This window comes from Bacillus sp. AFS001701, assembly GCF_002559405.1.
GTDB lineage: Bacteria > Bacillota > Bacilli > Bacillales > Bacillaceae_G > Gottfriedia.
Genome location: NZ_NTZO01000063.1, coordinates 1 through 25,349, shown reverse-complemented (window position 1 = coordinate 25,349; position 25,349 = coordinate 1). Strand labels below are relative to the sequence as shown.

24 protein-coding genes, 3 pseudogenes and 2 riboswitches are annotated in these 25,349 nt (G+C 41.4%); all 27 genes and pseudogenes read left to right on the top strand.

From position 1 onward, the window contains the following. Positions 1-133: riboswitch (cobalamin riboswitch) on the top strand. This riboswitch is flagged as partial in the annotation. A 22-nt stretch (positions 134-155) separates the two neighbouring features. The 27 genes and pseudogenes from CN514_RS25545 to CN514_RS05450 all read left to right on the top strand — a co-directional run bounded on the left by CN514_RS25545 (position 156) and on the right by CN514_RS05450 (position 24,853). Beyond that, complete coding sequence (locus CN514_RS25545) at positions 156-308, top strand: hypothetical protein (protein ID WP_176525806.1); 153 nt, start codon at positions 156-158, stop codon at positions 306-308. A gap of 2 nt (positions 309-310) precedes the next feature. Further along, positions 311-494: riboswitch (cobalamin riboswitch) on the top strand. Positions 495-623: 129 nt separating this feature from the next. Next, the gene (locus CN514_RS05575; RefSeq protein ID WP_098231747.1) at positions 624-1,007 is read left to right on the top strand and encodes a (2Fe-2S) ferredoxin domain-containing protein; all 384 of its coding nucleotides are present in this window, start codon (positions 624-626) and stop codon (positions 1,005-1,007) included. Between the two features lie 53 nt (positions 1,008-1,060). After that, positions 1,061-2,686, top strand: a complete 1,626-nt coding sequence (cobJ, locus tag CN514_RS05570; protein ID WP_098231746.1) for a precorrin-3B C(17)-methyltransferase — start codon at positions 1,061-1,063, stop codon at positions 2,684-2,686. Between the two features lie 60 nt (positions 2,687-2,746). Beyond that, positions 2,747-3,655 (top strand): sirohydrochlorin chelatase, encoded by a 909-nt coding sequence (locus CN514_RS05565; protein ID WP_098231745.1) that lies wholly within the window; start codon positions 2,747-2,749, stop codon positions 3,653-3,655. Beyond that, positions 3,652-4,413 (top strand): annotated as a pseudogene (gene cobK, locus CN514_RS05560) (precorrin-6A reductase); the annotation flags it as partial. The gene CN514_RS05565 and the pseudogene cobK, both read left to right, overlap by 4 nt. Positions 4,414-4,464: 51 nt before the next feature. Beyond that, positions 4,465-5,112 (top strand): precorrin-8X methylmutase, encoded by a 648-nt coding sequence (locus tag CN514_RS05555; protein WP_098231750.1) that lies wholly within the window; start codon positions 4,465-4,467, stop codon positions 5,110-5,112. Positions 5,113-5,115: 3 nt separating this feature from the next. Then, positions 5,116-6,219, top strand: a complete 1,104-nt coding sequence (locus tag CN514_RS05550) for a cobalt-precorrin-5B (C(1))-methyltransferase (RefSeq protein WP_098231744.1) — start codon at positions 5,116-5,118, stop codon at positions 6,217-6,219. Position 6,220: 1 nt separating this feature from the next. Continuing rightward, complete coding sequence (gene cbiE, locus CN514_RS05545) at positions 6,221-7,411, top strand: precorrin-6y C5,15-methyltransferase (decarboxylating) subunit CbiE (protein ID WP_098231749.1); 1,191 nt, start codon at positions 6,221-6,223, stop codon at positions 7,409-7,411. A gap of 2 nt (positions 7,412-7,413) precedes the next feature. Then, positions 7,414-8,115, top strand: coding sequence for a precorrin-2 C(20)-methyltransferase (gene cobI, locus CN514_RS05540; RefSeq protein WP_098231743.1), 702 nt, complete (start codon positions 7,414-7,416; stop codon positions 8,113-8,115). Further along, positions 8,112-8,885, top strand: coding sequence for a precorrin-4 C(11)-methyltransferase (cobM, locus tag CN514_RS05535; RefSeq protein WP_098231742.1), 774 nt, complete (start codon positions 8,112-8,114; stop codon positions 8,883-8,885). The genes cobI and cobM overlap by 4 nt, the downstream gene beginning before the upstream one ends. Next, complete coding sequence (locus CN514_RS05530; protein WP_098231741.1) at positions 8,885-10,006, top strand: cobalt-precorrin 5A hydrolase; 1,122 nt, start codon at positions 8,885-8,887, stop codon at positions 10,004-10,006. The genes cobM and CN514_RS05530 overlap by 1 nt, the downstream gene beginning before the upstream one ends. 17 nt (positions 10,007-10,023) lie before the next feature. Continuing rightward, on the top strand, positions 10,024-11,394 hold the full coding sequence (locus tag CN514_RS05525; protein ID WP_098231740.1) for a cobyrinic acid a,c-diamide synthase CobB: 1,371 nt from the start codon (positions 10,024-10,026) through the stop codon (positions 11,392-11,394). Beyond that, a complete protein-coding gene (locus CN514_RS05520; RefSeq protein WP_098231739.1) occupies positions 11,387-12,904 on the top strand; it encodes a cobyric acid synthase in 1,518 nt (505 codons plus the stop codon). Before CN514_RS05525 ends, CN514_RS05520 begins: the two co-directional genes overlap by 8 nt. Continuing rightward, a complete protein-coding gene (cobT, locus tag CN514_RS05515; RefSeq protein WP_098231738.1) occupies positions 12,901-13,941 on the top strand; it encodes a nicotinate-nucleotide--dimethylbenzimidazole phosphoribosyltransferase in 1,041 nt (346 codons plus the stop codon). Before CN514_RS05520 ends, cobT begins: the two co-directional genes overlap by 4 nt. Before the next feature lie 19 nt (positions 13,942-13,960). Continuing rightward, positions 13,961-14,746, top strand: a complete 786-nt coding sequence (gene cobA / locus CN514_RS05510; protein ID WP_098231737.1) for a uroporphyrinogen-III C-methyltransferase — start codon at positions 13,961-13,963, stop codon at positions 14,744-14,746. A 1-nt stretch (position 14,747) separates the two neighbouring features. Beyond that, positions 14,748-15,317 carry a nitroreductase family protein gene (locus CN514_RS05505; RefSeq protein WP_098231736.1) on the top strand — a complete coding sequence of 190 codons (570 nt, stop codon included), beginning with the start codon at positions 14,748-14,750 and terminating at the stop codon, positions 15,315-15,317. 15 nt (positions 15,318-15,332) lie between these two features. After that, positions 15,333-15,890, top strand: coding sequence for a cob(I)yrinic acid a,c-diamide adenosyltransferase (cobO, locus tag CN514_RS05500; protein WP_098231735.1), 558 nt, complete (start codon positions 15,333-15,335; stop codon positions 15,888-15,890). Continuing rightward, on the top strand, positions 15,890-16,993 hold the full coding sequence (gene cobD, locus CN514_RS05495) for a threonine-phosphate decarboxylase CobD (protein WP_098231734.1): 1,104 nt from the start codon (positions 15,890-15,892) through the stop codon (positions 16,991-16,993). The genes cobO and cobD overlap by 1 nt, the downstream gene beginning before the upstream one ends. A gap of 164 nt (positions 16,994-17,157) precedes the next feature. Then, a pseudogene (locus tag CN514_RS26775) lies at positions 17,158-17,519 on the top strand (bifunctional adenosylcobinamide kinase/adenosylcobinamide-phosphate guanylyltransferase). Between the two features lie 180 nt (positions 17,520-17,699). Continuing rightward, the gene (cbiB, locus tag CN514_RS05480) at positions 17,700-18,668 is read left to right on the top strand and encodes an adenosylcobinamide-phosphate synthase CbiB (protein ID WP_098231732.1); all 969 of its coding nucleotides are present in this window, start codon (positions 17,700-17,702) and stop codon (positions 18,666-18,668) included. Between the two features lie 19 nt (positions 18,669-18,687). Next, positions 18,688-19,551: a GHMP family kinase ATP-binding protein gene (locus tag CN514_RS05475; RefSeq protein ID WP_098231731.1), complete on the top strand. Its 864-nt coding sequence runs from the start codon at positions 18,688-18,690 to the stop codon at positions 19,549-19,551. Between the two features lie 214 nt (positions 19,552-19,765). Continuing rightward, the gene (locus tag CN514_RS05470; protein ID WP_098231730.1) at positions 19,766-20,566 is read left to right on the top strand and encodes a HoxN/HupN/NixA family nickel/cobalt transporter; all 801 of its coding nucleotides are present in this window, start codon (positions 19,766-19,768) and stop codon (positions 20,564-20,566) included. Positions 20,567-21,018: 452 nt separating this feature from the next. Beyond that, positions 21,019-21,274: pseudogene (locus CN514_RS26380) on the top strand (YneB family resolvase-like protein); the annotation flags it as partial. 222 nt (positions 21,275-21,496) lie between these two features. Further along, the gene (locus tag CN514_RS05465; protein WP_098231729.1) at positions 21,497-21,736 is read left to right on the top strand and encodes a DUF896 domain-containing protein; all 240 of its coding nucleotides are present in this window, start codon (positions 21,497-21,499) and stop codon (positions 21,734-21,736) included. Positions 21,737-21,921: 185 nt separating this feature from the next. Further along, positions 21,922-23,925 carry a transketolase gene (tkt, locus tag CN514_RS05460; protein WP_098231728.1) on the top strand — a complete coding sequence of 668 codons (2,004 nt, stop codon included), beginning with the start codon at positions 21,922-21,924 and terminating at the stop codon, positions 23,923-23,925. A 192-nt stretch (positions 23,926-24,117) separates the two neighbouring features. Further along, positions 24,118-24,555 carry a sporulation inhibitor of replication protein SirA gene (gene sirA / locus CN514_RS05455; protein ID WP_098231727.1) on the top strand — a complete coding sequence of 146 codons (438 nt, stop codon included), beginning with the start codon at positions 24,118-24,120 and terminating at the stop codon, positions 24,553-24,555. 85 nt (positions 24,556-24,640) lie between these two features. Then, a complete protein-coding gene (locus CN514_RS05450) occupies positions 24,641-24,853 on the top strand; it encodes a YneF family protein (protein WP_056476721.1) in 213 nt (70 codons plus the stop codon). The last annotated feature ends 496 nt before the right edge of the window (positions 24,854-25,349 follow it).

The window sequence follows — 25,349 nt, the reverse complement described above, 5'->3', positions numbered from 1 at the left end:
CCAGAACTGTCCCCGCAACTGTAAGTGTGGACGAAATAGACAAACCACTGAAACGTTTATATAGACGTTACGGGAAGGGTCTAAAGTAGGAAGATACACAAGTCAGGAGACCTGTCTTAGCTTTTAAAGTTTCGATTTCTTCGGGGGTTGAGAAGATGAAACGTTTGGACAAAAAGGAATTTATTAACTTTCTTTGTGCTGACGTTTTATCCGTTCAACTTGTTGAACGGATTTTTTTCTTTTTAATGATTCTAAATCATATTTTTAATGCTTATAGTATGTCTCTAAGAAGAAACAAGTCTTTTTAAAAATTGAATAGATTAGGATTGGTGCACTTTGAAAATTAGTGCTTAAAAGGGAAGTACGGTTTAAATCCGTCACGGTACCCGCCACTGTAAGGGGGAGTTCATTGCAGATGTCACTGAAGGAATTCGGGAAGACGCAATAGAATGATGAACCTAAGTCAGGAGACCTGCCTATACCTAATAGCTTTAATCAACCTACGGGAACATAGGTAGAAGTGCTGAACTTACATCGCTATTTTTTTGTATGTATATTATTCTGCACCCCTATGTCCATAGGGGTGCTTTTTTTTTGAAAAAAACGAAAAGGAGTGTGTGATAATGACTACTTGGAATTTACAAGGGACGAAACACCATGTTTTAATTTGTAACGGCAGCAGCTGTATGAGAAAGGGTGGGGAGGAAGCGACACAAGCGATCCGGAATGAAATCACCAATTTAAGCTTAGATTCAATCATACATACAACAAGAACGAGATGTAATGGGAGATGTAAGGATGCTCCCGTTGCCATCGTCTATCCGTCAGGGACTTGGTATAAAAACGTAACCCCAGAAGTGGGAACTACGATTGTAAAGCGTCATCTGGCGGAAGGTCATTGCCTTCAAGAGCATTCGATCTATCAATATTCCGAAGCTGGATTCATACATCCAGAAGAGTCGGAATGCATCGAAGGAGTACAAAAAGCGGTTAAAGAAAAGATTTAAAAGCGGATAGTAACTGGAAACTAGTTTGAAATTGTGGAAGGTGGCGTAATAGAGTGAAAGGTAAATTATTGGTTATAGGTTTTGGCCCTGGTGATGAAAAACATATTACCGGACGGGCAAAGGAAGCCATCCAAGAAAGTGATATCATCATCGGCTACAAAACCTACGTTGATTTAATCAAGGGATTAATAGCTGGAAAGCAAATCATCAGCACAGGAATGACAGAAGAAGTAAGCCGTGCCCAGGAGGCTGTAAAACAAGCTGAGCTCGGTTACACGGTAGCTGTCATTTCGAGTGGTGATGCCGGTGTATATGGAATGGCAGGACTTGTTTACGAAGTGCTAATTGAAAAAGGCTGGAAAAAAGACTCAGGGGTAAAAGTGGAGGTGGTCCCTGGCATTTCTGCCATCAACTCCTGTGCTGCTTTATTAGGCGCGCCGGTCATGCATGATGCCTGTACGATTAGTTTAAGTGACCATTTAACACCTTGGAACTTAATCGAGAAACGAATCGAAGCAGCCGCTCAAGCTGATTTTGTAATTGCCCTATACAATCCAAAAAGCGGGAGAAGAACACGGCAGATCATGGAAGCACAAAAAATTCTATTAAAATATCGCTCGCCAGACACTCCCGTAGGATTGGTAAAGAGTGCATTCCGTGATAGTCAAAAGATCGTCTTAACCAATTTACATGAGATGTTAGAACATGAAATTGGCATGTTAACCACCGTTTTAATTGGCAACTCTTCAACATTTTTCTACGATGGATTGATAATCACGCCGCGCGGTTATCAGCGGAAGTATACATTAAATCAGGCAATTCAGCCGTTGAAACCGCATCAGCGTCTGCAAAAGGAAGCTGAACCATGGGCACTAGAGCAAATGGAAGATGTAACGCCGGTAAACAAGAAACTAGTCACCTCAACTTCAGTGAAAGAGTCACCAAGAGAGTTGGCTGAGGAAGCCTTGCAAATGATCCTTGGTGAGCCCTATGGACGAACCCAAGATTTAATTGTGAAGCAAGACTTTCAATCTATTTTTGAGGTAGCTGTCAGCCCTGGTGTCGCCAATAAAAAATTTACCGCACTTCAGATGGTCATTCTTGCCGAAATTGTCGGAGAAGAAGGAGTTATGGAATACACACAAGACCATTTTATGAAGCTGCAAATTTTAACCTCTAAGCCTGATGAGATTATTGAAAAACTAACGGCAGCCAACTTTTTGATTGCTCCTGTTGGCGACGTATTAACCGTAAAAGCTTGTGATTTTTGTGACGGAGAAAAGAAGGATTCCATCCCTTATGCCGATGAGCTTCAAGAAAAGCTTGGCGGCATGGAACTCCCAAAAGAATTGAAACTTGGTGTGAATGGCTGCGGCATGGCCTGTTATGGAGCCGTAAAAGAAGATATTGGCATTGTCTATCGTAAGGGAGCGTTTGATTTATTTTTAGGAGCCAAGACAGCTGGAAGAACCGCACATCCTGGCCAAATCGTAGCTGAAGGAATCGCACCGGACAAAATTGTCGGGGTCATAGAGGGGATTGTTCAAGAGTACCAACAAAAGGCCTATCCAAATGAACGTTTCTATAAATTTTTTAAACGAGTCAAAGAGGTTCAAGGTTTTGTGTACCAGGATATCACACCAAACCTTAAAATCGAAGCGGCTGCTTGCGGGGAATAAAGGAGAGAAGCCTTGCGGTAATTGGGGCTAGGAATTTACAAACAAAGGGGAGGAAATATTTTGAGAGCAATTTTATTTGTAGGGCATGGAAGTAAAGATCAAGAGGGAAATCAGCAGGTTCGTGAGTTCATCCGTGAGATGAGAAAGACTTGGGAAGGTTCTTTTCTGGTCGAGACGTGTTTTTTAGAATTTGAACGACCAACAGTGAATCAAGGCATCGATCTATGTGTGGAGAAAGGGGCCGACCATATTGTCGTGATACCGATCATGCTCTTACAGGCAGGACACTCCAAAATTCATATTCCAGCAGCTATTGATGAGGCAAAGAATAAATATCCACTTGTTCAATTTACTTATGGCAGGCCAATTGGTGTTCATGAGGAAACATTTGAAATTCTAAAAACTAGATTAATGGAAATTGGCGAGAATGTAGAATCCATCGAAGACGATACGGCTGTCCTTTTGTTAGGACGAGGCGGAAGCGATCCCGATGCGAATAGTGATTTATATAAAATTGCTAGATTACTATGGGAAAAAACAAACTATAAAATCGTTGAACCTGCTTTTATGGGGGTGACTAATCCCTTAGTGAACGAAGGGATAGAGCGCTGTATTAAGCTTGGAGCAAAAAAAGTGGTAATCCTGCCTTACTTTTTATTCACCGGCATCCTGATTAAACGCTTAGAAGATATGATGGTTCCTATTCAAAATCAATATTCCGCGGTTGAAATTCAGTTGGCTGACTATTTTGGTTATCATCCAAAATTACAGACGATTTTAATCGATCGGGTGGAAGAAGCCCTACGTGATGAGGTGAAGATGAACTGCGATACTTGCCAATACCGTCTTAATGTGATGGAACATATCGATCATCACCACCATCATGATCATGATCACGATCATCATCACGGTCATGACCATCACCATGATCACGAACATGCGGTGCAAAAGGCTGGAGATAGAGGATGATCTTCGTGTTAGCCGGAACAAGTGATGCAAGAGCCCTTGCTTTGGAAATAAAAAAGGAGGGGTTCAATCTCCTGGCCTCAGTTGTCACAGAAAATGCAGCAGTTGAATTAAGGGAGTCAGGTATTTGTGTTCAAGTTGGAAGATTAACGGATGCAGACATGGTGGAGTTGATTGACACAAAAGGGATTCTAGCGGTTGTCGACGCCAGTCACCCATTTGCGGAGGAAGCTTCCAAAAACGCAATCAAGGCGGCCGAAACGGCGGGAATCCCCTATGTTCGGTATGAACGGGAGTCACAAAAATTCCAATATGACAAAATGAAAGTCGTCGAAAGCTACGAGGAAGCTGCGGAGCTTGCATTGACCAATAAAGGCGTGGTGATGCTGACGACAGGCAGCAAGACGCTTCAAATTTTCACAGAAAAACTATTAGGTAACCCGGACATTCGCTTGATCGCCAGGATGCTGCCTCGTGTGGATAATATGGAAAAATGTGAGCAGCTAGGACTGCCACAGAAAAATATTATTGCGATTCAGGGCCCATTTTCAAAAGAGTTCGACAAAGCTCTATATAAGCAATATGGCGTGTCCTTAATGGTGACTAAAGAGAGCGGGAAAGTCGGATCGGTCGATGAAAAGGTGGAAGCCGCCAAGGAACTGGGGATTGAGGTTATTCTTATTGGTCGCCCGAAACTGAATTATGGCACCGTCTATTCTAATTTTATCGATGTCATCGCAGAATTACATAAAAAGATTGGTTCCACACCAATCGTCTCAACAGAACATCATTTTAATACAGGAGTGAGAGAAATGGATTTTCGTACCGAATTTAAACCGTTAACCGTCCAACCGGAACAGATTGAAGGTAGAAGTTTTGAAATGATTAATGAAGAAATTGGGGAGCACCCTTTTACTGAGGAACAGTATCCAGTTGTCCAACGTATTATACATGCATCCGCTGATTTTGAACTTGGGCAAAGCGTCCTCTTCCATCCTGACGCTATTCAGTCCGGTATTCGGGCGATTCGGAGCGGGAAAATGGTAATTGCAGATGTTCAAATGATTCAAAGCGGGGCAAATAAAGCACGAATTCAAAAATTCGGAGGAGAAATTAAAGTCTATATTTCCGACCCAGATGTCATCCAGGAAGCCAAACGGCTGAATACAACAAGGGCGATTATTTCGATGCGGAAGGCAATCAAAGAAGCAGATGGCGGTATTTTTGCCATTGGGAATGCCCCAACCGCCTTACTCGAACTTATCCGCCTGATTAAAGAAGGAGAAGCAAAACCAGGTCTTGTCATTGGATTGCCTGTTGGGTTTGTTTCTGCTGCTGAGTCAAAAGAAGAACTAGCTAAGCTCGATATCCCATTCATCACCAATATTGGCAGGAAAGGTGGCAGTACCGTGACAGTTGCTGCATTAAATGCCATTTCCATTATGGCTGAACGGGGATAACCCATGCAGGAAGTACCAAAAGGAAAGCTGCGTGAAGGATATACGACTGGGGCCTGCGCAACAGCAACCACCAAAGCAGCGCTGACGGCATTAATTACGAGTGAACCACAAACAGAATCAACGATTTACTTGCCCGTCAAGCGGTTTGCAACCTTCCAGATCGAAAGCTGTGATGTAACGGACCAATCGGCTACCGCTAGTACGATTAAAGACGCGGGGGATGACCCAGATGCCACCCACGGGGCTTTGATTGTTTCCACTGTGTCATGGCTCGATGAACCAGGCATCGTGCTTGATGGGGGAATTGGGGTTGGCCGCGTCACAAAGGACGGCTTGCCCGTTCCTGTCGGAGAGGCCGCGATTAACCCCGTTCCCCGCAAGATGATTCGAGAGACGGCAGAAGGGATATTAAAAGAATTCGGGATTACAAGAGGCATTAAAATCGTCATTTCCGTACCAGCCGGTGAAGAAATCGCCAAAAAAACACTCAATGGACGCTTAGGAATAATTGGTGGGATTTCTATTCTCGGAACCCGCGGGATTGTCGTTCCTTTTTCCACAGCCGCTTATAAGGCCAGTATCATCCAGGCTATTAGTGTTGCTCAGGCCAGTGGCTGCGAGCACGTTGTCATTACAACAGGTGGGCGGAGCGAGAAAAATGCCATGAAGCAATTCCCCGAGCTGTCTGAGGAAGCTTTTATTGAAATGGGTGACTTTGTCGGGTTTACCCTTAAACAATGCAAGAAGCAAGGGGTAAAGAGAGTTTCGATGGTCGGCATGATGGGGAAATTCTCAAAAGTGGCAATGGGGATCATGATGGTCCACTCGAAAAGTGCCCCGATAGATTTTGATTTTTTAGCTGAGGTGGCAAGCCGTACCGGTGCTGATGCTACCCTGGTCGAGGAAATTCGAACTGCCAATACGGCATCACAGGTTGGTGATTTGATGACAGCACAGGGCCATCTATCATTTTTCGAAATGCTTAGCGACCTTTGCTGCCTCACTGCGTTAAAGGAAGTTAATGGCGGGATCGACATAGATACCACCCTATATACCATGAAGGGGCAATTGTTAGGAAAGGCGGTGCGAAAGAGTGACATCAATTAAAATGATCGGCATTGGGGACGAAGGGAAAGTCAGTCTGCTCCCGATGTACGAAAAGTGGATTAATGAAAGTGAACTATTAATAGGAGGAAAGAGACAGCTTTCTTTTTTTCCTGAATTCGCAGGCGAAAAAATGGCGATTGAAGGCGGGCTTAATTCTCTAGTGGAACGGTTGCAATCGGAGACGAGAAACGTAGTGATTCTAGCTTCCGGAGACCCGTTGTTCTATGGAATTGGAAGCTATTTATCTTCTAAAATCGATTTGGATATTTATCCATATATAAGTTCAATCCAGCTTGCTTTTGCCAGAATGAAAGAAAGATGGCAGGATGCTTATTTTACTAGTGTTCACGGTAGGAGTATAAAAGGGCTGGCACAGCGAGTCGATGGGAAAAAAACAATCGCAATCTTAACAGACACAGAAAATTCCCCAAATAATATCGCTCAGTACTTGCTTTCCTTTGGAATGACTGAATATGAGGCGTTTGTGGGAGAGAACCTTGGCAGTGATCAGGAACGATGCCGCTGGTTTACCCTTGATGAAATGAAAGATGAGGAGTTTTCACCGCTAAATGTAGTAATTCTTAAGAAAAAGGGGGAAAGCCCACATTGGCCGATTGGCATTGACGATTCGGAATTTTTACAGCGTAAACCAGATAAGGGCTTAATTACAAAAAAGGAAATTCGCACACTAAGCATTAGTGCCCTAAGGTTAAAAGAAGATAGCACGGTTTGGGATATTGGGACATGCACAGGTTCTGTTGCGATTGAGGCAGTGAAAATCGCCAGGGAAGGACAAGTGTTTGCTATCGAAAAGAACGAAGGCGACCTAGAAAACTGTAAGCAAAATTTAGCAAAGTTCCGTGTGGATGCAACACTCGTCCATGGAAAAGCACCAGAGGGATTAGAAACCTTCCCGGATCCGGATGCGGTTTTTATTGGCGGGACGGCAGGCGGGATGGAAGACATTTTGGATATTTGCTGTAGCCGCTTGAAAGCGTGTGGGCGCATTGTCTTAAATGCTGTCACGATTGAAAATCTTTCAGAAGCGATGCTTTTGTTTAAAGAGCGGGGCTATGAGACGAACATTACTCTTGCTCAAATATCCAGAAGTAAGCCCATTTTGAATCTGACAAGATTTGATGCATTAAATCCGATTTACATAATAGAAGCATGGCGCAAGGAAGGGGAGTAAACATGTTAGGTACATTATACGGCCTTGGAGTTGGCCCAGGGGATCCAGAGCTCATTACCGTTAAGGCGTTTCGTAAATTAAAGGAATCACCAGTGATTGCCTATCCAAAAAAACAAAAGGGCAGCAAAAGTTATGCCCATCGAATCATTGATGTCTATTTTCAGCCGAATGAAAAAGAAATGCTGGGACTTGTCTTTCCGATGACAAAGGATCCAGCCACATTGGAAAGAAAATGGACGGAAACCGTGGAAAATGTATGGGCGAAGCTGCAGGAGGGAAAGGATGTCGCTTTTGTAACTGAAGGGGACCCTCTTTTATATAGTACGTTTATTCATATGATGCGTTTGATGCAGGAGAAGTATCCGCAAGTTCCGATTGAAGTTGTTCCGGGGATTTCGTCCATCAATGGGGCGGCTTCTAGGCTTGGAATTCCATTGGCAGATGGGGATGAACATGTGGCGATTGTTCCAGCACGGGATGACTACGAAACTATGAAAAAAGTCATTCAAGACAATGATTGTGTCATTTTTATAAAAGTAGCAAAAGTGATTGATTTAATGCTAGAAGTATTACGTGATTTAGATTTGCTTGACAAGGCTTCTGTCGTCACAAAGGTAACATCTAATGAAGAAATTATTTGGAGGGCAGATGAGCTTGAAGGAGCGGAGCTTGAATATTTAACACTAATGGTGGTGAGAAAATGAAGCTTTATATCATTGGTGCCGGACCGGGCGATCCTGATTTAATTACGGTAAAAGGTCTTCAGCATCTTCAGGAGGCAGATGTCATTCTATACGCGGATTCTCTTGTGAACGAAGACTTAATTGCTAAAGCAAAACCTTCCGCCGAAATAATGAAAACCGCCGGGATGCACTTAGAAGAAATGGTTGACGTCATGGCCGACCGAATCCTGCAAGGGAAAAAGGTCGTTCGTGTCCACACGGGCGATCCGGCTGTCTATGGGGCGATTATGGAACAAATCGTCTTGTTAAAGAAGAAAGGAATCGAAATAGAGATTGTTCCAGGTGTGAGCTCTGTATTTGCTGCCGCTGCGGCCGCTCAAGCTGAGCTGACGATTCCTGATTTAACGCAAACAGTGATCCTGACTAGAGCCGAGGGCAGGACCCCTGTGCCAGAATTTGAAAAGCTGGCGGATTTAGCAAAACATCATTGCACGATTTCGCTTTTCTTAAGTGCGACCTTAACGAAGAAACTTGTCAAGGAATTGACCGGGGCTGGCTGGAGCAAGGATACCCCTGTTGCAGTTGTTTATAAAGCGTCGTGGCCGGATCAAAAAATTGTCCGGACCACACTGGAACACTTGGACGAGGATATGCGGGTAAATGGGATTCGTAAACAGGCAATGATTTTAGCCGGATGGGCACTAGATGAAAACATCCACGAACAAGATTATCGTTCCAAGCTGTATGACAAAACGTTTACACACGGATTCCGCAGGGGGGTGGAATCGTAATGATCGAGCTAAAAGAAGCGCAAAGGGCGGTCATCCAGCAGAAGGGGGACTATGCGGTTGTCGCCATTACAAAGCATGGGGTCGAACTGGCCCGCAATCTGGGACATTCGTTTCAAAATGCCGATGTGTACTATATGGCGAAGTTTGAAAGAGGAGATGAGAAGAACAAGGACATCCAGATATTTACCGGAAGCGTTCGCCTTCTTCTGCCCTCTCTTTTCGAGGCCTATAAGGGGCTGATCATCATCATTTCCCTTGGAGCCGTGGTACGAATGATTGCACCTATTTTAAAGGATAAGAAAACAGATCCTGCGGTTGTCGTTATCGACGATAAGGGCGAAAATGTGATCAGCGTGCTGTCAGGCCATATCGGCGGTGCCAATGAACTAACGAAAGAAGTGGCGGCCACTCTACAGGCCCGTCCCATTATTACCACAGCTTCAGATGTACAGGAAACGATTGCGGTTGATTTGTTCGGAAAACGATTTGGCTGGATCTGGGACTCGGCTGATAAGCTGACGCCCGTTAGCGCTTCAGTTGTGAACGAAGAAAAAATTGCCGTGGTTCAGGAGTCAGGCGAAAAAGACTGGTGGCCATATGACCGGCCCCTACCAGGAAATATTCAGCCGTATTCATCGATCCAAGAAGCGCTGGCCGCAAAGCCAGATGCTGCCTTAGTAGTAACCCATCGGAATTTATCTGAAGACGAAATGGAGATTTTACATAATGGTGTTTTATATCGACCAAAGGTGATCGTCCTTGGATTGGGCTGCAACCGTGGGACCACTGCAGCGGAAATCGAAGCAATAATCGACGAAACACTTGAGGAATTAGGGTTTTCAAAAAAAAGTGTCAAAGCGGTTTGCACAATTGATTTAAAAAAGGATGAAGCGGGACTGCTCGAAGTGGTGAATAAAAACCACTGGGAGTTTATTTATTACACACCAGCTGAATTGAATTCCATTAAACTTCAGAATCCTTCTGAAACGGTCTTTAAATTTACAGGTGCATACGGCGTCAGTGAGCCGGCTGCTTTATTGTACAGCGCAGCGGAACATCTAACGTTAATGAAGAAGAAATCAGGTAATGTCACCATATCAGTAGCGGTGATTCCCTATTGAGAGAGGAGGGAAATAGGATGTCAACTCGTAGACTTGTGATTGCAGGGACAGGCAGCGGTGTCGGAAAAACGACGCTGACAATAGGGCTAATGTCTGCTTTAAGGAAAAAGGGCTACACCGTCCAGGGCTTTAAATGCGGTCCAGATTATATCGACCCGACTTATCATACGGCCGTCACGGGGAGAACGTCAAGAAATATTGACAGCTGGATGCTTAACCACGAGATGGTTAAAGAAATTGTCAACCGTGCTAGTAATGGGGCGGATATTTCCGTCATCGAGGGAGTAATGGGATTCTTTGATGGAAAAAATCCTCTAAATAATACAGGATCAACTGCCGAAATCAGTCTCGTCACCGAAAGTCCGGTCATTTTGGTCGTGAATTGTGCCAGCATGGCCCGTAGTGCGGCTGCCATAGTGAAGGGATTTCAAACGTTTCTGAGGGAAGCCAATATTGTCGGTGTGATTGCCAATCGGGTGGGTAGCGAAGGGCATTTTAAAATCGTTCAAACCGCCATTGAGCAAGAATGCGGTATTCCCATCCTTGGCTATTTGAAAAGAAACGAGGAACTCTCGATTCCGGAAAGGCATTTAGGGTTGATACCATCCGTTGAACGGGGAGAATTGGATCCATTTTTTGAGCAACTAGGTGATTTAGTCCTTGAAACAGTTGATGTAGATTCTATATATGACTTGGCACAAGCCCCCCGTTTAAACATAAAAGAATCACAGTTTGAAAGAACGGAGCAGGCAATTGTAAAAATTGCAGTCGCTCGAGATGCCGCTTTTAATTTTTACTATCAGGAAAATCTCGACATGTTAGCAGCCGCTGGAGCCGAGCTAATCGAGTTCTCTCCTTTAAAAGGTGAATGCCTGCCGGAACAAGTCGATGGCTTGTATATCGGTGGCGGTTTCCCAGAGGAATTTGTGGAGGAGCTGACAAAACAGACAGAGGTAAACAACTCGATTCGATCGGCCATTGAAAAAGGACTGCCAACCTTGGCGGAATGCGGCGGGTTTATGTACTTAACTGAATCGTTGGAAACAACCGATGAAACGAGTTACAAAATGGTCGGGATAATTCCTGGGAAGGTGAAAATGCAGACAAAACTAGCTGCTTTGGGATACCGGGAAATCACTGCAGAAGAAGAAAATTTCTTGTTAGCGGGAAACCTAAGTGCAAGAGGCCATGAATTTCACTACTCCACCTTTCATCCGAGAACGGTTTTTGAATCGGCCTACCAAACGAAAGGAATGCGTGGGTTTAAGCAGGAGGGCTATCGGAAAGGTAATTTAATTGCAGGTTATACCCATTTTCATTTTGGTTCATGCCCTGAGCTGGTGGAAAATTGGGTGAAGAAATGTAAGGAGTTTAAACAAAATGACTAAAGCTCTTCCAATTATGTTTCAAGGTACCAATTCGGATGTCGGCAAAAGTGTTGTCGTGACCGCCTTTTGCCGGATTTTCGTCCAGGACGGATATAAAACGGTTCCGTTTAAATCACAAAATATGGCGTTAAATTCCTATATCACAGTGGATGGAAAAGAAATCGGCAGAGCACAGGGAGTTCAGGCCGAAGCCGCATGTATTCAGGCAACCACCGATATGAACCCAATCCTACTAAAGCCGAACCGGGATAACCAATCCCAAATTGTCGTCCATGGTAAACCATTTAAAAATATGGAAGCAGGAAGGTACCGCCAGGATTTCTTTCAAACGGGTATGGAACTTATTCAACAATCACTGTCTACCTTGTCCCAAAATTATGAACGAATTGTCATTGAAGGGGCGGGTAGTCCGGCTGAGATTAATCTGAATGACCGGGAAATGGTTAATATGCGTGTCGCCAAAATGGCGGATGCCCCTGTGATTTTAATTGGGGATATCGAGAAAGGCGGAGTGTTTGCTAGTTTAGTAGGAACTCTTCAGTTGATGGAACCAGAGGACCGCGATCGTGTAATTGGTGTAATTATCAATAAATTCCGCGGCGATCTCCGCCTGCTAGAATCTGGATTAACGTGGTTTGAGGAGTATACAGGAAAACCCATTCTCGGCGTGATTCCTTACTTGGAGAATCTAAATATTGATGCCGAGGATTCCGTGATTTTAAATCAATATACATCTACTCAAAATACTGAAAAAGAATTGGATATCGCAGTGATTCAGTATCCGAAAATCTCCAATTTCACAGATGTCGACCCGTTTTTTGCTGAGCCGGATTGTCATGTCCGTTTTATAACGAGAGCGGATCAATTACACCATCCAGATATAGTCATTCTCCCAGGCAGCAAGAATACAATTGAAGATTTGCTGTTTTTACGAAAGAGCGGCATCGCTCAAAAAATAGCAGAATTACTTAAAAAGAAACACTCGGTTCTTTTTGGGATCTGCGGCGGCTATCAAATGCTCGGTGATAAAATTGAGGATCCGTTGGCGATCGAGTCTCTCCATAAAGAAATCGAAGGTCTTCAGTTACTGCCAATTGGAACTACCATTACGAAAGAAAAGACGACGATCCTATCAAATGGGAAGTTGCATCTTTTCGGAAAAAACTTTCATGTGACAGGTTACGAGATTCATATGGGTGAAACCGTGGCGACAGGAGCGTCCCAAGGTCTTATTTTTACAAATGAAAAATGGGATGGTTGTCATTCCTCAGACGAAACCATCATTGGCACTTATTTTCATGGGATATTCCATAATGATGAATTTCGTGAGGAATTACTCAATCAGCTCCGCCGTAAAAAGGGATTGGAGCCCATCCACATGCGCCCATCTTTTAACCAATTGCGGGAAGAAGCATTTGACCGGCTGGCAGAACATGTAAGGGGACACGTTAAACTGGATGTCATTGAACAATTAATGAAGGATTATCAAAAAAAGGAGATCACCCAATGAATAGCGTAATAACAGGAATCCAGCCTCTTGACAGAGAAATGGGAAGGCAAGTTCGTGAGTATATCGATACGTTAACTAAACCTCCAGGCAGTTTGGGAAGATTAGAGGAATTAGCCATTCATCTGTCGGAAATAGCATCTGAAGCATTCCCGGTCGTGTCACCACCCGGTGTAATAGTTTTTGCCGCTGATCATGGTGTAGTCGAAGAAGGGGTGTCCGCTTTCCCGCAGGAAGTTACCGTGCAAATGGTCAAAAACTTTTTAAACAGCGGTGCGGCCATCAATGTTTTTAGCCGGCAAATCGGAGCCATGTTTGAAGTCGTCGATATCGGTGTGGCAGCAGATATTGAAGCCGACGGGTTTGTGAATCGAAAAATTCGCTATGGAACCAACAATTTTTGCCAACAGGATGCATTAACAAGAGCAGAGGCCGAACAAGCCATCGCCGTTGGCTATGAACGCGCGGAACAGATGATTCAGCAGGGAATCAAATGCCTAATTGTTGGTGAAATGGGGATCGGTAATACGACGTCAAGCAGTGCGATTGCAGCGGTTTTAAGTGGGCAGGAAATCGATGTACTCGTCGGCCGAGGTACAGGGATTGCACAAGAAAAAATTCGTCATAAACAAGAGGTCATCACAAGGGCACTAAAGGAAAGAAACCCTGACCGGAAGGATCCCTTCGATATCTTAGCAAAAATTGGCGGTTTGGAAATAGCCGGAATGACAGGTGCAATGCTCTGTGCCGCTCAAAACCGGATTCCAATATTGGTAGATGGGTTTATTTGCACGATTGCAGCTCTTTTGGCAAGGGAAATCTGTGAGACAGCAGCGGAGTATATGATTGTCGGCCATCGTTCCGTCGAGCCTGGACATGAAATTGCTCTGCAGTTATTAGGCAAGAAGCCACTACTTGATTTAGATTTGCGGCTAGGAGAAGGAAGTGGGGCAACAGTGGCCTTTCCAATCTTACAATCAGCGACCCTAATGCTGAAAGAAATGGCCACCTTTGCATCGGCTGGAATTTCAAATGAATAATTTAGGAAGGAGCGAGAAGATGACAAATGGAAAAGTGTATCTTGTTGGTGCTGGACCAGGAGACCCTAAGCTGATTACGGTTTACGGGATGGAGTGTATCCAACAGGCGGATGTGATTTTATATGACCGCTTAGTAAATGAGGAACTGTTGAAGTATGCAAAGGCGGAGGCAGAGTTGATATTTTGTGGAAAACAGCCGGGGAAACATCAGATCATTCAAGATCAAATTCACCAGCTGTTAATTGAAAAAGCCAGTCAGGGCAAGACTGTCACAAGATTAAAAGGAGGTGATCCTTGCATTTTCGGCCGTGTCGGTGAAGAAGCGGAAATTCTTGTAGAACATGGGATTCACTATGAAATAGTACCCGGTATTACAGCTGGTATTGCAGCGCCTGCTTATGCCGGAATTCCAGTGACCCACCGCGATTATGCATCCACCTTCGCGATTGTCACTGGCCACAGCCGTGAGGAAAAGGATGGGGACCAATTAAATTGGTCAGCTCTCGCTCAAGGAATCGATACGATTGCCTTTTATATGGGAATTGGGAATTTACCTTATATTGTTTCGCGATTAATAGAGAACGGAAAAAGTCCCAATACGAAAGCCGCCATTATCCAATGGGGGACCACGGCCAAGCAGAAAACGGTGACCGGAAGTTTAAAGGATATCGAAGTCCGGGTCCTAGAAGCCGGGATTACTCATCCAGCGATTGTTCTCGTGGGTGATGTGGTCGGTCTTCGCGAGAAAATACGCTGGTTTCAAGAAGCAGAAGAAAAACAATTAGTTGGAATAGGGAGGATCTAAGATGTCAATTTTAGCGGAAATCAAAAACCGTAGAGCGATCCGTGATTATGCGGCTCGAGAGGTCGAGGACCAAAAGATTCACACCTTATTAGAAGCAGCGACATGGGCACCGAATGACCGTTTGCGTGAACCATGGAGCTTTTATGTGATTAAAGGCGAAGCAAAAAAACGCTATGAAGCGTTGGCCCATGAATATCTACTGGAACGCTTTCCAACCAAACCAAATTTAATCGAAAGCTCCTTAAAGGTACTAAAAACAACACCGGTCCATATTGTCGTTACCGCTGACATCGTTCCAGACGACGAAGAGTCATCTGCCGATAATGAATATGCCGTATGCTGTGCAATCCATTCGATGTGGCTTACCGCTAAAGAATTGGGATTAGGTCTGGTCTGGCGGACAAGGGGAGTCGGACTTGTACGTGACCAACGAATGTATGAGTTTATTGGCTCACCCGAAAACAAGAAAATCATCGGAAATTTGTTTATCGGTTATCCCGATCCAGAAGTATTAAAAAAGGCGAAGGTACCGGCTCGGACATCCTTTGAAGAAAAGACAGTCTGGCTGTAATGAGGAGTGAAGCGGATGGAAGAGGTAACTGAAAACAAAGCAAAGCGCGGTCTTACATTAGTATATACAGGTGATGGAAAAGGAAAAACGACGGCAGCTCTTGGGCTCGCAGTTCGTGCCGCAGGCCGGGGAAAACGTGTGCTCATGATTCAATTTATTAAATCGCCTGAACGAACGTACGGGGAAAAAATTACGTTTGAAAAATTAGGGATTGAAATCGTGCAGACAGGAATCGGCTTTACGTGGACGAAAACACCAGAGGAACATCGGGAAGCTCTAAAAACCGCGTGGTCTTTTACGAAAGAAAAGGTCCAATTTGGCGGCTATGATGTTGTCATTTTAGATGAACTAAATAATGCTCTTGCGATTGATAAATTCCTGATAGACGATCTCCTTCCGTTAACAGAAGTAATTGAGTTGATTCAGCAGCGCCCTAAGGGGATGCATTTGTTGATTACCGGACGATCAGCCAAAGAGGAAATCATCGCTTGTGCGGATTTAGTAACCGAAATGAGGCCCGTTAAGCATTATTATAACGAAGGAATTCCTGCCGTGAAGGGAATTGAGTTTTAATGGTCTATATTGAAAAATTTGGACATGGTGGCGATTTACTGACAGCCCAACAATTGTTTGGTAAAGATTCGTCGCAGCTGCTAGATTTCAGTGCGAATATCAATCCACTCGGTCCACCTTCTAGTGTAATTAAGTTGATACAGGAGCAACTGGATTCGATTGTCCATTATCCCGATCCCGCCCATCGTGTTCTCAAACAAAAGATAGCGGAAAAACACTCCGTTTCACCAAAACAGATTTTGATAGGAAATGGAGCAGCAGAGTGTATCGCCCTTGCGATTTTAGGCTTGCAACCTGAAACAGTGGGAGTCGTATATCCTTGCTTCTCGGAATACGAACAGCTTGCTATAGCTTTTGGTGCTACCATCAACCCATTGGTTGGCAGGGAAGAAAATGATTTTAAGCCTGATCAATCGGATTTCCTTCAATTAATAGCGAAAACCGATCTTGTATTTGTTGGACATCCCAACAATCCCACTGGTGTCACATACTCGAAGGAAGAACTTGTCGAGATGGCAGAACAGGCAAAGAAGACAAATACATATTTGATAATAGACGAGGCATTTATTGATTTTCTTCCAATCAAAACACGAATCACGCTGCTTGAGGATTTGCAACGTTGGAAACAGGTAATCCTGGTTCGCTCGATGACAAAATTCTATGCGATCCCTGGTCTCCGGCTGGGGTATTTGGTGGCCGATCCAACCCTGATATTAAAGCTACAGGCGAAACAAGTAACTTGGAGTGTCAACCAAATGGCCCTATTGGCAGGAGAAGTGGTCCTAAACGAAAAGGTATACGAGGAAGCAACGATAACCCTAATTCAGGAGCAAAGAAGCTATGTGAAACTAGCCATTGAAGAGAAGCTTGGGTGGAAGGTTTTTCCGGGACAAGCGAATTTTCTGTTAGTTAGGATAACATCTGGCATCACGGCAACTGAATTACAGTGGCGCATGGGTCATAAAGGAATCTTAATACGTTCCTGTAACATGTATCCAGGGCTAACGGATCAAGATTTTCGGATTGCGATTCGAACAGAAGAAGAAAATCAATGCTTGATTCAAGCCTTAATTGAAGTAAGCAAAGAGCCATCATGCCCCTAATCAATGTCACTGGAGGAATTCGCTCCGGAAAGAGTGTTTGCGAAAATACTTGGCATTCAGTCATGAAGGCCGAGTCCTTTATGTTGCGTTCGGAGTTCAAACCGATCAAGAAATGGAAAAAAGAATAGATAGCCATATGAAGCGGGGTCCAACAAAAATGGGGCATATTAGAAGAGTCGAACGAACTCACTTCCGTTCAAACGGTCTATCAAGACTACGATGTTATTTTAGTTGATTGTATTTCTTCGTGGCTGTCCAATCATTGCAAGTGGTTAACAGATCAGGAACTGAAGGAAGAAAACAAGAAAACTAGTTTAATAGAGGAAGTGGAACTTTGGATTAAGGTGAAACAAGAATATCATCAGCATGTGATTGTCGTTTCTAATGAGGTAGGTCTAGGTGGTGTCGCCTTATCGCCGTTGGGGCTTTTTTTCAGGATGTTCTAGGAAAAATCAATCAATTATTAGCAGCCGAAGCAGATGAAGCTTACATCGTCTTTTCCGGTCTGCCACTTAGGCTAAAATAATGAATGCGTACCTAGCAACCCTGATGTTACTCACTAGCATTCCCGTTCCGAAGATAGAGGTTTCAAAAATCGATTGGAAAAAAAGTCCTGTTTATTTTCCATTAATCGGATTGTTAATTAACTGCCTTGTTATGAGGCCACATGTGAAGCAGTAAGGAATCAGGAGGACTTTAGAATTCGATGTTAGTTCATGCCATTTATATTGTTATTGCTTATCTTATTGATCGAATCATTGGTGACCCCAAAAAGCTACTACATCCTGTGGTCATCATTGGGAAGTTTATTAGTCGTTTGGAAAAAGCGATTCTTTTTTTCACCGTAAAGGAAAAGTATTTGAAACTTGTAGGACTCTTATTTCCTATTTTGATTGCTGGTGGTAGCTATTTAATCGTTGCTTTGCTACTTTACGGCCTCAATCAGTTGAATCACGTTCTTGCTGTCATTGCGGAAATCTGGTTAATATCAACGACCATCGCGACAAAAGGATTGGCTGATGCAGGGTTGGAAGTATTCCGACACTTGAAAAATCAGGATATAAGGGCCGCAAGAAAAAGTCTGGGAATGATTGTCGGACGAGATACAGAAAACCTTGAGGAAAGTGAAATTTCGAGGGGGGCAGTGGAAACCGTAGCCGAAAACATTGTCGATGCCATTATATCACCGTTATGCTTTGCCCTTATCGGGGGTGCCCCGCTTGCAATGTTGTACCGAGCGGTTAATACGTTAGATTCGATGGTAGGATATAAGAATGAAAAATATAAAAACCTAGGCTGGGCCTCGGCCCGACTAGATGATCTATTAAACTATTTGCCTGCCCGGTTAACGTTTGGAATGATGCTGCTTGCTTGTTCGATTAAACGTCTCGATGTACTAGGCGCTTGGAAAATGATGAAACGCGATGCTAAACTTCATCCAAGTCCAAATAGCGGTTACCCAGAGGCGACAATCGCAGGAGCGCTTCAGATACAACTTGGAGGAACGAATTATTATTTCGGTAAAGTCTCTGAACGGGCAAAGATGGGGGAACCATTAAGGAAGATCAAAGCAGATGATATTTTACTTACAGTAACAGTTATGAAAACTACATCCATTATTTGTGTCGTGTTATTTATGGTACTTTCGATATTAGTGGAGCTAAGCATGAAGTAGGGGGATAGGAGCCTGAACAATGAAACTAGGAAGAGGAAGCTGCAATGGCACATTTGGAGAATTGGTCCAAGGTGTAATGGAAGAGCGTCCGTTTTTAATCACATTGCCCATACGGAGTTTACGAAGTGAGGCTAGATTTGTTCCAGACACAGCCGTTTCACAGATAAGGGTCGTAAATTCCAAAATGAAAGCGAAGAAAGCGGGGGAAACGTTACTCCAACTTTTTGGAATAAGAGGAGGCGGGTATCTCGAAATACATTCCAATATCCCTGCCGGCAAGGGGATGGCTAGCAGTTCGGCGGATATTGTTGCTTCATTAAGAGCAATTGCTGACAGCTATAGTATTACTCTCACAAATGAAATGATCTCGATGATTGCCGCAAAAGTGGAACCTACCGATGGGGTAATGTATGAGGAAGTCGTGGTCTATGAATATATTCACGGTCAGCTGATTGCAAGTCTTGGGACCTTACCCCCATTCATCCTCGTTGGTATCGATCTTGGGGGTATGATCAACACAATAGAATTTAATGAAGTTCCGAAAGTGTACAGCCAGGACGATCAACAGCAATTTATTAAAGCTTTTGATCTGACTACAAAAGGGTTTAAGGAAAAAAATATAACTTATATTGGGGAGGCAGCAACCCTCAGTGCACGGATGAATCAAAAAATATTGCCAAAACCTGTTTTTCCTCTATTAGATGAGTTGGCCAATCGCTATAATGGCGGAATCGTTGTCGCCCACAGTGGAACGGTCGCGGGTATTTTACTAGATGGAAATCTTCCAAACTGTGAATTGGTGGTTTCACTCTTAATTAGGGAAATGTCACTCGCTTACAAGGGTTTATCTATAAATTTATTTCATTATGAAAGCAAGGAATAGATAATAATTTGAATAATTCACAAAGTTTGATTTCAAAAAGGGGGTAACGTGTATAGTCAAGAGGCTTGTATTAAAGGATCATCTTAATACTTGGGGTGGTAATTACAGACACCCTAGTTTGTCGACTATTTGCACGTCCTAAAAAAATCCTCAATCTGTCAGTTAGGATTGAGTTTTTATGTTGCAACTGTTTAAAATAGGGAGGAATTTTTTAATGGAAACTGTATCATTGTTTTTACTTGTTTTTGTATTGGGGCTTAGGCATGGGTTGGATGCTGATCATCTTGCCTTTATTGATGGACAAACCCGTTATAATTGGAGAATGGGCAGTTCGTTTGCACGTTGGGTGGGGACATTATTTTCATTGGGACACGGAGGAATGGTAGCATTAACAGCAGGTATTTTAGGAATGGTGATAGATAATTTTTCATTCCCAGCTTATTTTGATAATATTGCATCATGGGTGTCGATTTCTTCTTTATTCCTTATTGGAACGTTAAATACATATAATCTTTTACGGACTAGAAACAATCAAGAAGAGTTTCAACTTAGCGGACTAAAAGGAAAGTTTATTCCAAAAATTGCGAAGGGGACTACAAATCCTTTTCTTATTATTTTAGTAGGGGCATTGTTTGCCTTGGCTGCCGAGACAGTAAGTCAAACCGCCGTCTGGTCTTTGGCGGCAGGAAATGTAAGTGAATATACCCCTTTATTTTTAGGGCTAGTTTTTATGTTTGGGATGATAATTACAGATACAATTGATTCGATGATTGTCTATAAAATGGTGAACCAGTCCAGCAAAATCGGTCAAGCTGCGTCAAGACTAATGGGTTGGGTGATTGTCGTCTTGGCATACGGGGTTTCCTTCTATCTGGCATTTACATTTTTTAACCCTTGGGCAGAACTAGATTTCGAAATCGTGGGAGTCATTCTTTTCATTTTCTTAGTCGCATCATTTATCTTTATAACCGTTTATTCCAATAAACAGAAACACGAATTAAATACTACGAATTAATTAGATAAGCTCTGACTATTTTATAGTGTCAGAGCTCTTTTGTAGGGCCGACAAATCGATCGAATGGTATGAGTATAGTTTTAACGAATATGAGCGTTATTTTGCGAGCTAAGTTTAGTTGTTGTGTTCATTGTAATATTTTTATTTAATATTAACTCTTTTAAAATCCCTTTAGGTCCTCGAACTATCGGTCTGTGGTGTTCTATCCTTACAAGGGGGCTTTGTCCCCTTATAAAGAATGTACATTCTTCCTTACAATCTTTACTCATAATATTTAAGTTTGTCTATAAAAATAAAGTGGTCTTATTTTATTTATTAACAAGTAAATATATTTTTAAATAGTGACTTTATTCAATAAATCAATTGAGAATTTGAAATTAATTAATAGATTGTTTCTAAAAATATAGTAAGGGTTTTGTTTATTAACAATACTTTTTATAAATAGCTAAACTGTGAAAATAAAAAGAGGTATGAAAAAGGCTGTTGAAAACGGGTATAAGCCTCAAAAAAACTTGGAAGGTAGTTTAAACGCAGGTGTAGAGATAAGTTGGAATTACCGATTTCACAAATTGTAAGATTACGTCAAAACGGTCTTACATATGAAGAAATTGCAGCTACCTTAAAAGGATTTGGATAGAACAGTCAAAGGCAACTGTCAATAGAAGGTATAATGAACAGATGAAAGAAATCTCCAATATTGAAAGCTAAGGCAATTTATTGTAAGATGAGATACATTGAATAGAATTTCAGACTCTGACTAACGACCGCTTTTTTTGTAGAATAGCCTGCTAAGCGTGGTGCTATTTACACCAGCGGTAAAACAGCTTGACGTCAGACTTTCTCGCAAAGAAAGAACAATTAATCGTCTGATTATCAAAGTGATGGAACTAACAATGAATAGATAAGATACAAATAAAGGAGAGGTTACGAATGGTTACTAAAAAAACTTTAGATAGAATAAATGAATTATCAAAAAAGTCAAAAGAAGTAGGTTTAAGTCCGGAAGAGAAAGTTGAACAAGACCAATTAAGAAAAGAATATTTAGCAGACTTCCGTTCTCGTATGGTCGATGAATTAACTTCAATTAAAATTGTTGACGAAAAAGGGAATGATATTACACCTGCAAAGTTAAAATATGAAAAAGCAATGCGTAAAAAAAACTTACATTAAAAAAATTTTACAATATAAAATTTCGTATTTTGTTAAAAATAACTGAAAAAGCAGAAGAATATTCTGCTTTTTTCTATTTCTTGGTAAGAATTTGTTAAAAATGTCAAAACTTAGTGTTAGTTATTGTAATAAATCATGGTAAATTATATGATAATATCTATGAATAAGCTAAAGGAGCGAAATTTATGTCTAATAATATTGAACAATTAGCAATTAATACGATTCGTACATTATCAATTGATGCAATCGAGAAATCTAATTCTGGTCATCCAGGAATGCCAATGGGTGCTGCACCGATGGCATATGCATTATTTGCAAAATTTATGAATCATAACCCCAAAAATTCAAAATGGTTTAACAGAGACCGATTTGTGTTATCAGCAGGCCATGGTTCAATGTTACTATATAGCATGTTACATTTATCAGGCTACGAAGTGTCAATTGAAGATATTAAAAACTTCCGTCAATGGGGAAGCAACACACCAGGACATCCTGAATTTGGACATACACACGGTGTTGAAGCTACAACAGGTCCACTAGGACAAGGTATTGCGATGGCTGTTGGGATGGCTTTAGCAGAGCGTCATTTAGCAGGTACATATAATAAAGAGGATTTAAATGTAGTTGACCACTTTACATACTCAATTTGTGGTGATGGAGATTTAATGGAAGGTGTTTCTGCAGAGGCAGCTTCATTAGCAGGACATTTACAATTAGGGCGCTTAGTAGTTCTTTATGATTCAAATGATATTTCATTAGACGGAGAATTAAATCGTTCATTCTCTGAAAGTGTAGAAGACCGCTTTAAAGCTTATGGATGGCAAGTTATCCGAGTAGAAGATGGTAATAACTTAGATGAAATTACTGCAGCGATCCAAAAAGCTCAAGAAGAATTATCAAAACCAACTTTAATCGAAGTAAAAACAACAATCGGTTACGGTTCTCCGAATAAATCTGGTAAATCAAAATCTCACGGTGAGCCATTAGGAAAAGAAGAAACGGTTTTAACGAAACAAGCCTATGCTTGGGGTTATGAAAATGCATTCCACGTTCCAGAAGAAGTGTATGCACATTTTAATAAAGTAATCGTTGAAGCTGGTGCAAAGAAAGAAGCAGAATGGGATGCTACATTTGCAAAATACGAAGAAAAATATCCTGAATTAGCTGCTCAATTGAAGAATGCGATTGAAGGTAATATTACTGTAGATTTAGAAACAGCATTACCTAAATATGAAGTAGGTAAAAAAATTGCGACTCGTTCATCTTCAGGTGAAGCAATTAACGCTATTGCAAACGTATTACCTAGTTTCTTTGGTGGATCTGCTGACTTAGCTGGATCTAACAAAACGTATATGAATGGTAAAGGTGACTTTACGAGAGAAAGCTACGATGGACGTAATATTTGGTTCGGTGTACGTGAATTTGCAATGGGTGCAGCCTTAAATGGTATGGCTCTACATGGTGGAGTGCATGCGTTTGGCGCGACATTCTTTGTTTTCTCTGATTACTTAAAACCAGCAATTCGCTTAGCAGCTTTAATGAATTTACCAGTTACTTATGTATTTACACATGATAGTATCGCAGTTGGTGAAGATGGACCTACACATGAACCAGTTGAGCAACTAGCAGCATTCAGATCAATGCCTAATCTGAATGTAATTCGTCCAGCTGACGGAAATGAAAGCTCAGCAGCATGGAAAGTGGCAGTAGAAGCTAAAGACGCACCTACAATGTTAGTCTTGTCTCGTCAAGATTTACCAACTTTAGAGGGGACTACTACTGATATTTATAATAAAGTTTCTAAAGGTGCTTACGTTCTTTCTCCTGCGAAACAAGATAAAATTGATGTGGTATTAATTGCTGCAGGTAGTGAAGTACAATTAGCAGTTGGAGCACAAGAAAAATTAGCCGCAGAAGGAATTTCTGCATCGGTTGTTTCGATGCCTTCAATGGACTTATTTGAAAAGCAATCTGACGAATATAAACAATCAGTATTACCAAAAGAAGTTACGAAACGAGTAGCGGTAGAAATGGGTTCTTCATTCGGCTGGCATAAATATGTAGGATTAGATGGAGAAGTTATCTCAATCGATACATTTGGTGCATCTGCTCCAGGTAACTTATTAATGGAGAAATTCGGATTTACTGTTGATCATGTCGTTTCAGCAGCAAAAAAAGTATTACAATAAAAGGTAAAGATAGGAAAAATAGGGAAAGGATTTTAAATTCTTTTCCTATTTCCTAAACCTTTTTTCAATATAATACTTTATTAAAGATTTTTCGACAAAACTAGTTGATTTTCACTCCTTAAAAATGACAAATATTTTGAATGGAATTTTATATAATCTTCCTTACAGATAGTTGTTGGGAGTGGACAAGATATGAGGGAATATAAAATTTTTTTAATTCGAGAACCACTGTCTATAGAATTTTATGGGAAAGAGCATAAAATATATCAACTAGTATATGAGTATTATTACTCAACTATTGAACTAAGGAAAATAATCGAAAAACAATTAGAATATATAACAGAACCAATACCATTATTCGAGCTACATACATTTATTCGCAAATTTGATTCTCAACAGATCTACTTTTATGAGGAAACTGGAGAGTATCTTCTCGAACTTGTTGATGGTGCAAAAGCACAGCTAAAACTTTATCCTCACGAACTAATTTTATATGCAGAAGGATCATTAGAGGCAGAAACAATATTCTTTGAGCTATTAAGAAAATTTCGTTCAACATTCATTGCAATTGATGTGAAGGATCAGCGCTTTGGCTGGCTAAGACCTATCGCCTATCAAAAGTATATTTAAACGATTAAATTGCAGTTTGCTCTTGTATAAACTGGTTAGTTTTAGTAAAATTGTTTCTAGATGATTTTAAGGAGGAAGCAATAAAATGTGGGTATACTTTCTAGTCGGCATCTTAGCATTAATTGCAGGTGTAGCGATTGGATTTTTCATAGCTCGTCAATATACAATGAACTACCTAAAGAAAAATCCACCAATTAATGAACAAATGTTAAAAGTAATGATGGCTCAAATGGGACAAAAACCTTCACAAAAGAAAATTAACCAAATGATGAAGGCTATGAATAACCAAACAAAATAATAAATCCTTTTAAAATATAAGGCTTTATAGCTTGTTTTGAAATAAATATTGAACATATTCTTTCAGGAAACAGCTCTTTAAAGTGAATCCTTTATCAAGAATTTGTAATTATTTAAATCATGAATCATTTTACTAATTTAAACCACTTATCTGTTGGAATTAACCAATAGGAGAGTGGTTTTTATGTTTTTAGAGGGGAAAAATAAATTTTAAAAACATCGACTTTCGCTAAAAGATGGTGTTTTTTTATATCTTTTTCTTGATTATGTCTATAGAAGAATTCGGTAAATTCTTTAATCGTTAAGTATATCGGCAAGATATTTTAGAACAAATATTTTTATACAAACATGTCAAAATCCATAAACAGTTGATAAATGCCAAAAAATAAATGATTTTATAAGTCGATTTTTAACTATTTAACAAGTTGTATGAAGAAGAAAGTCGATAAGAAAGCTTAAGGTAGTTCGAATATTTGTCAAAATACTCATTATTAAAA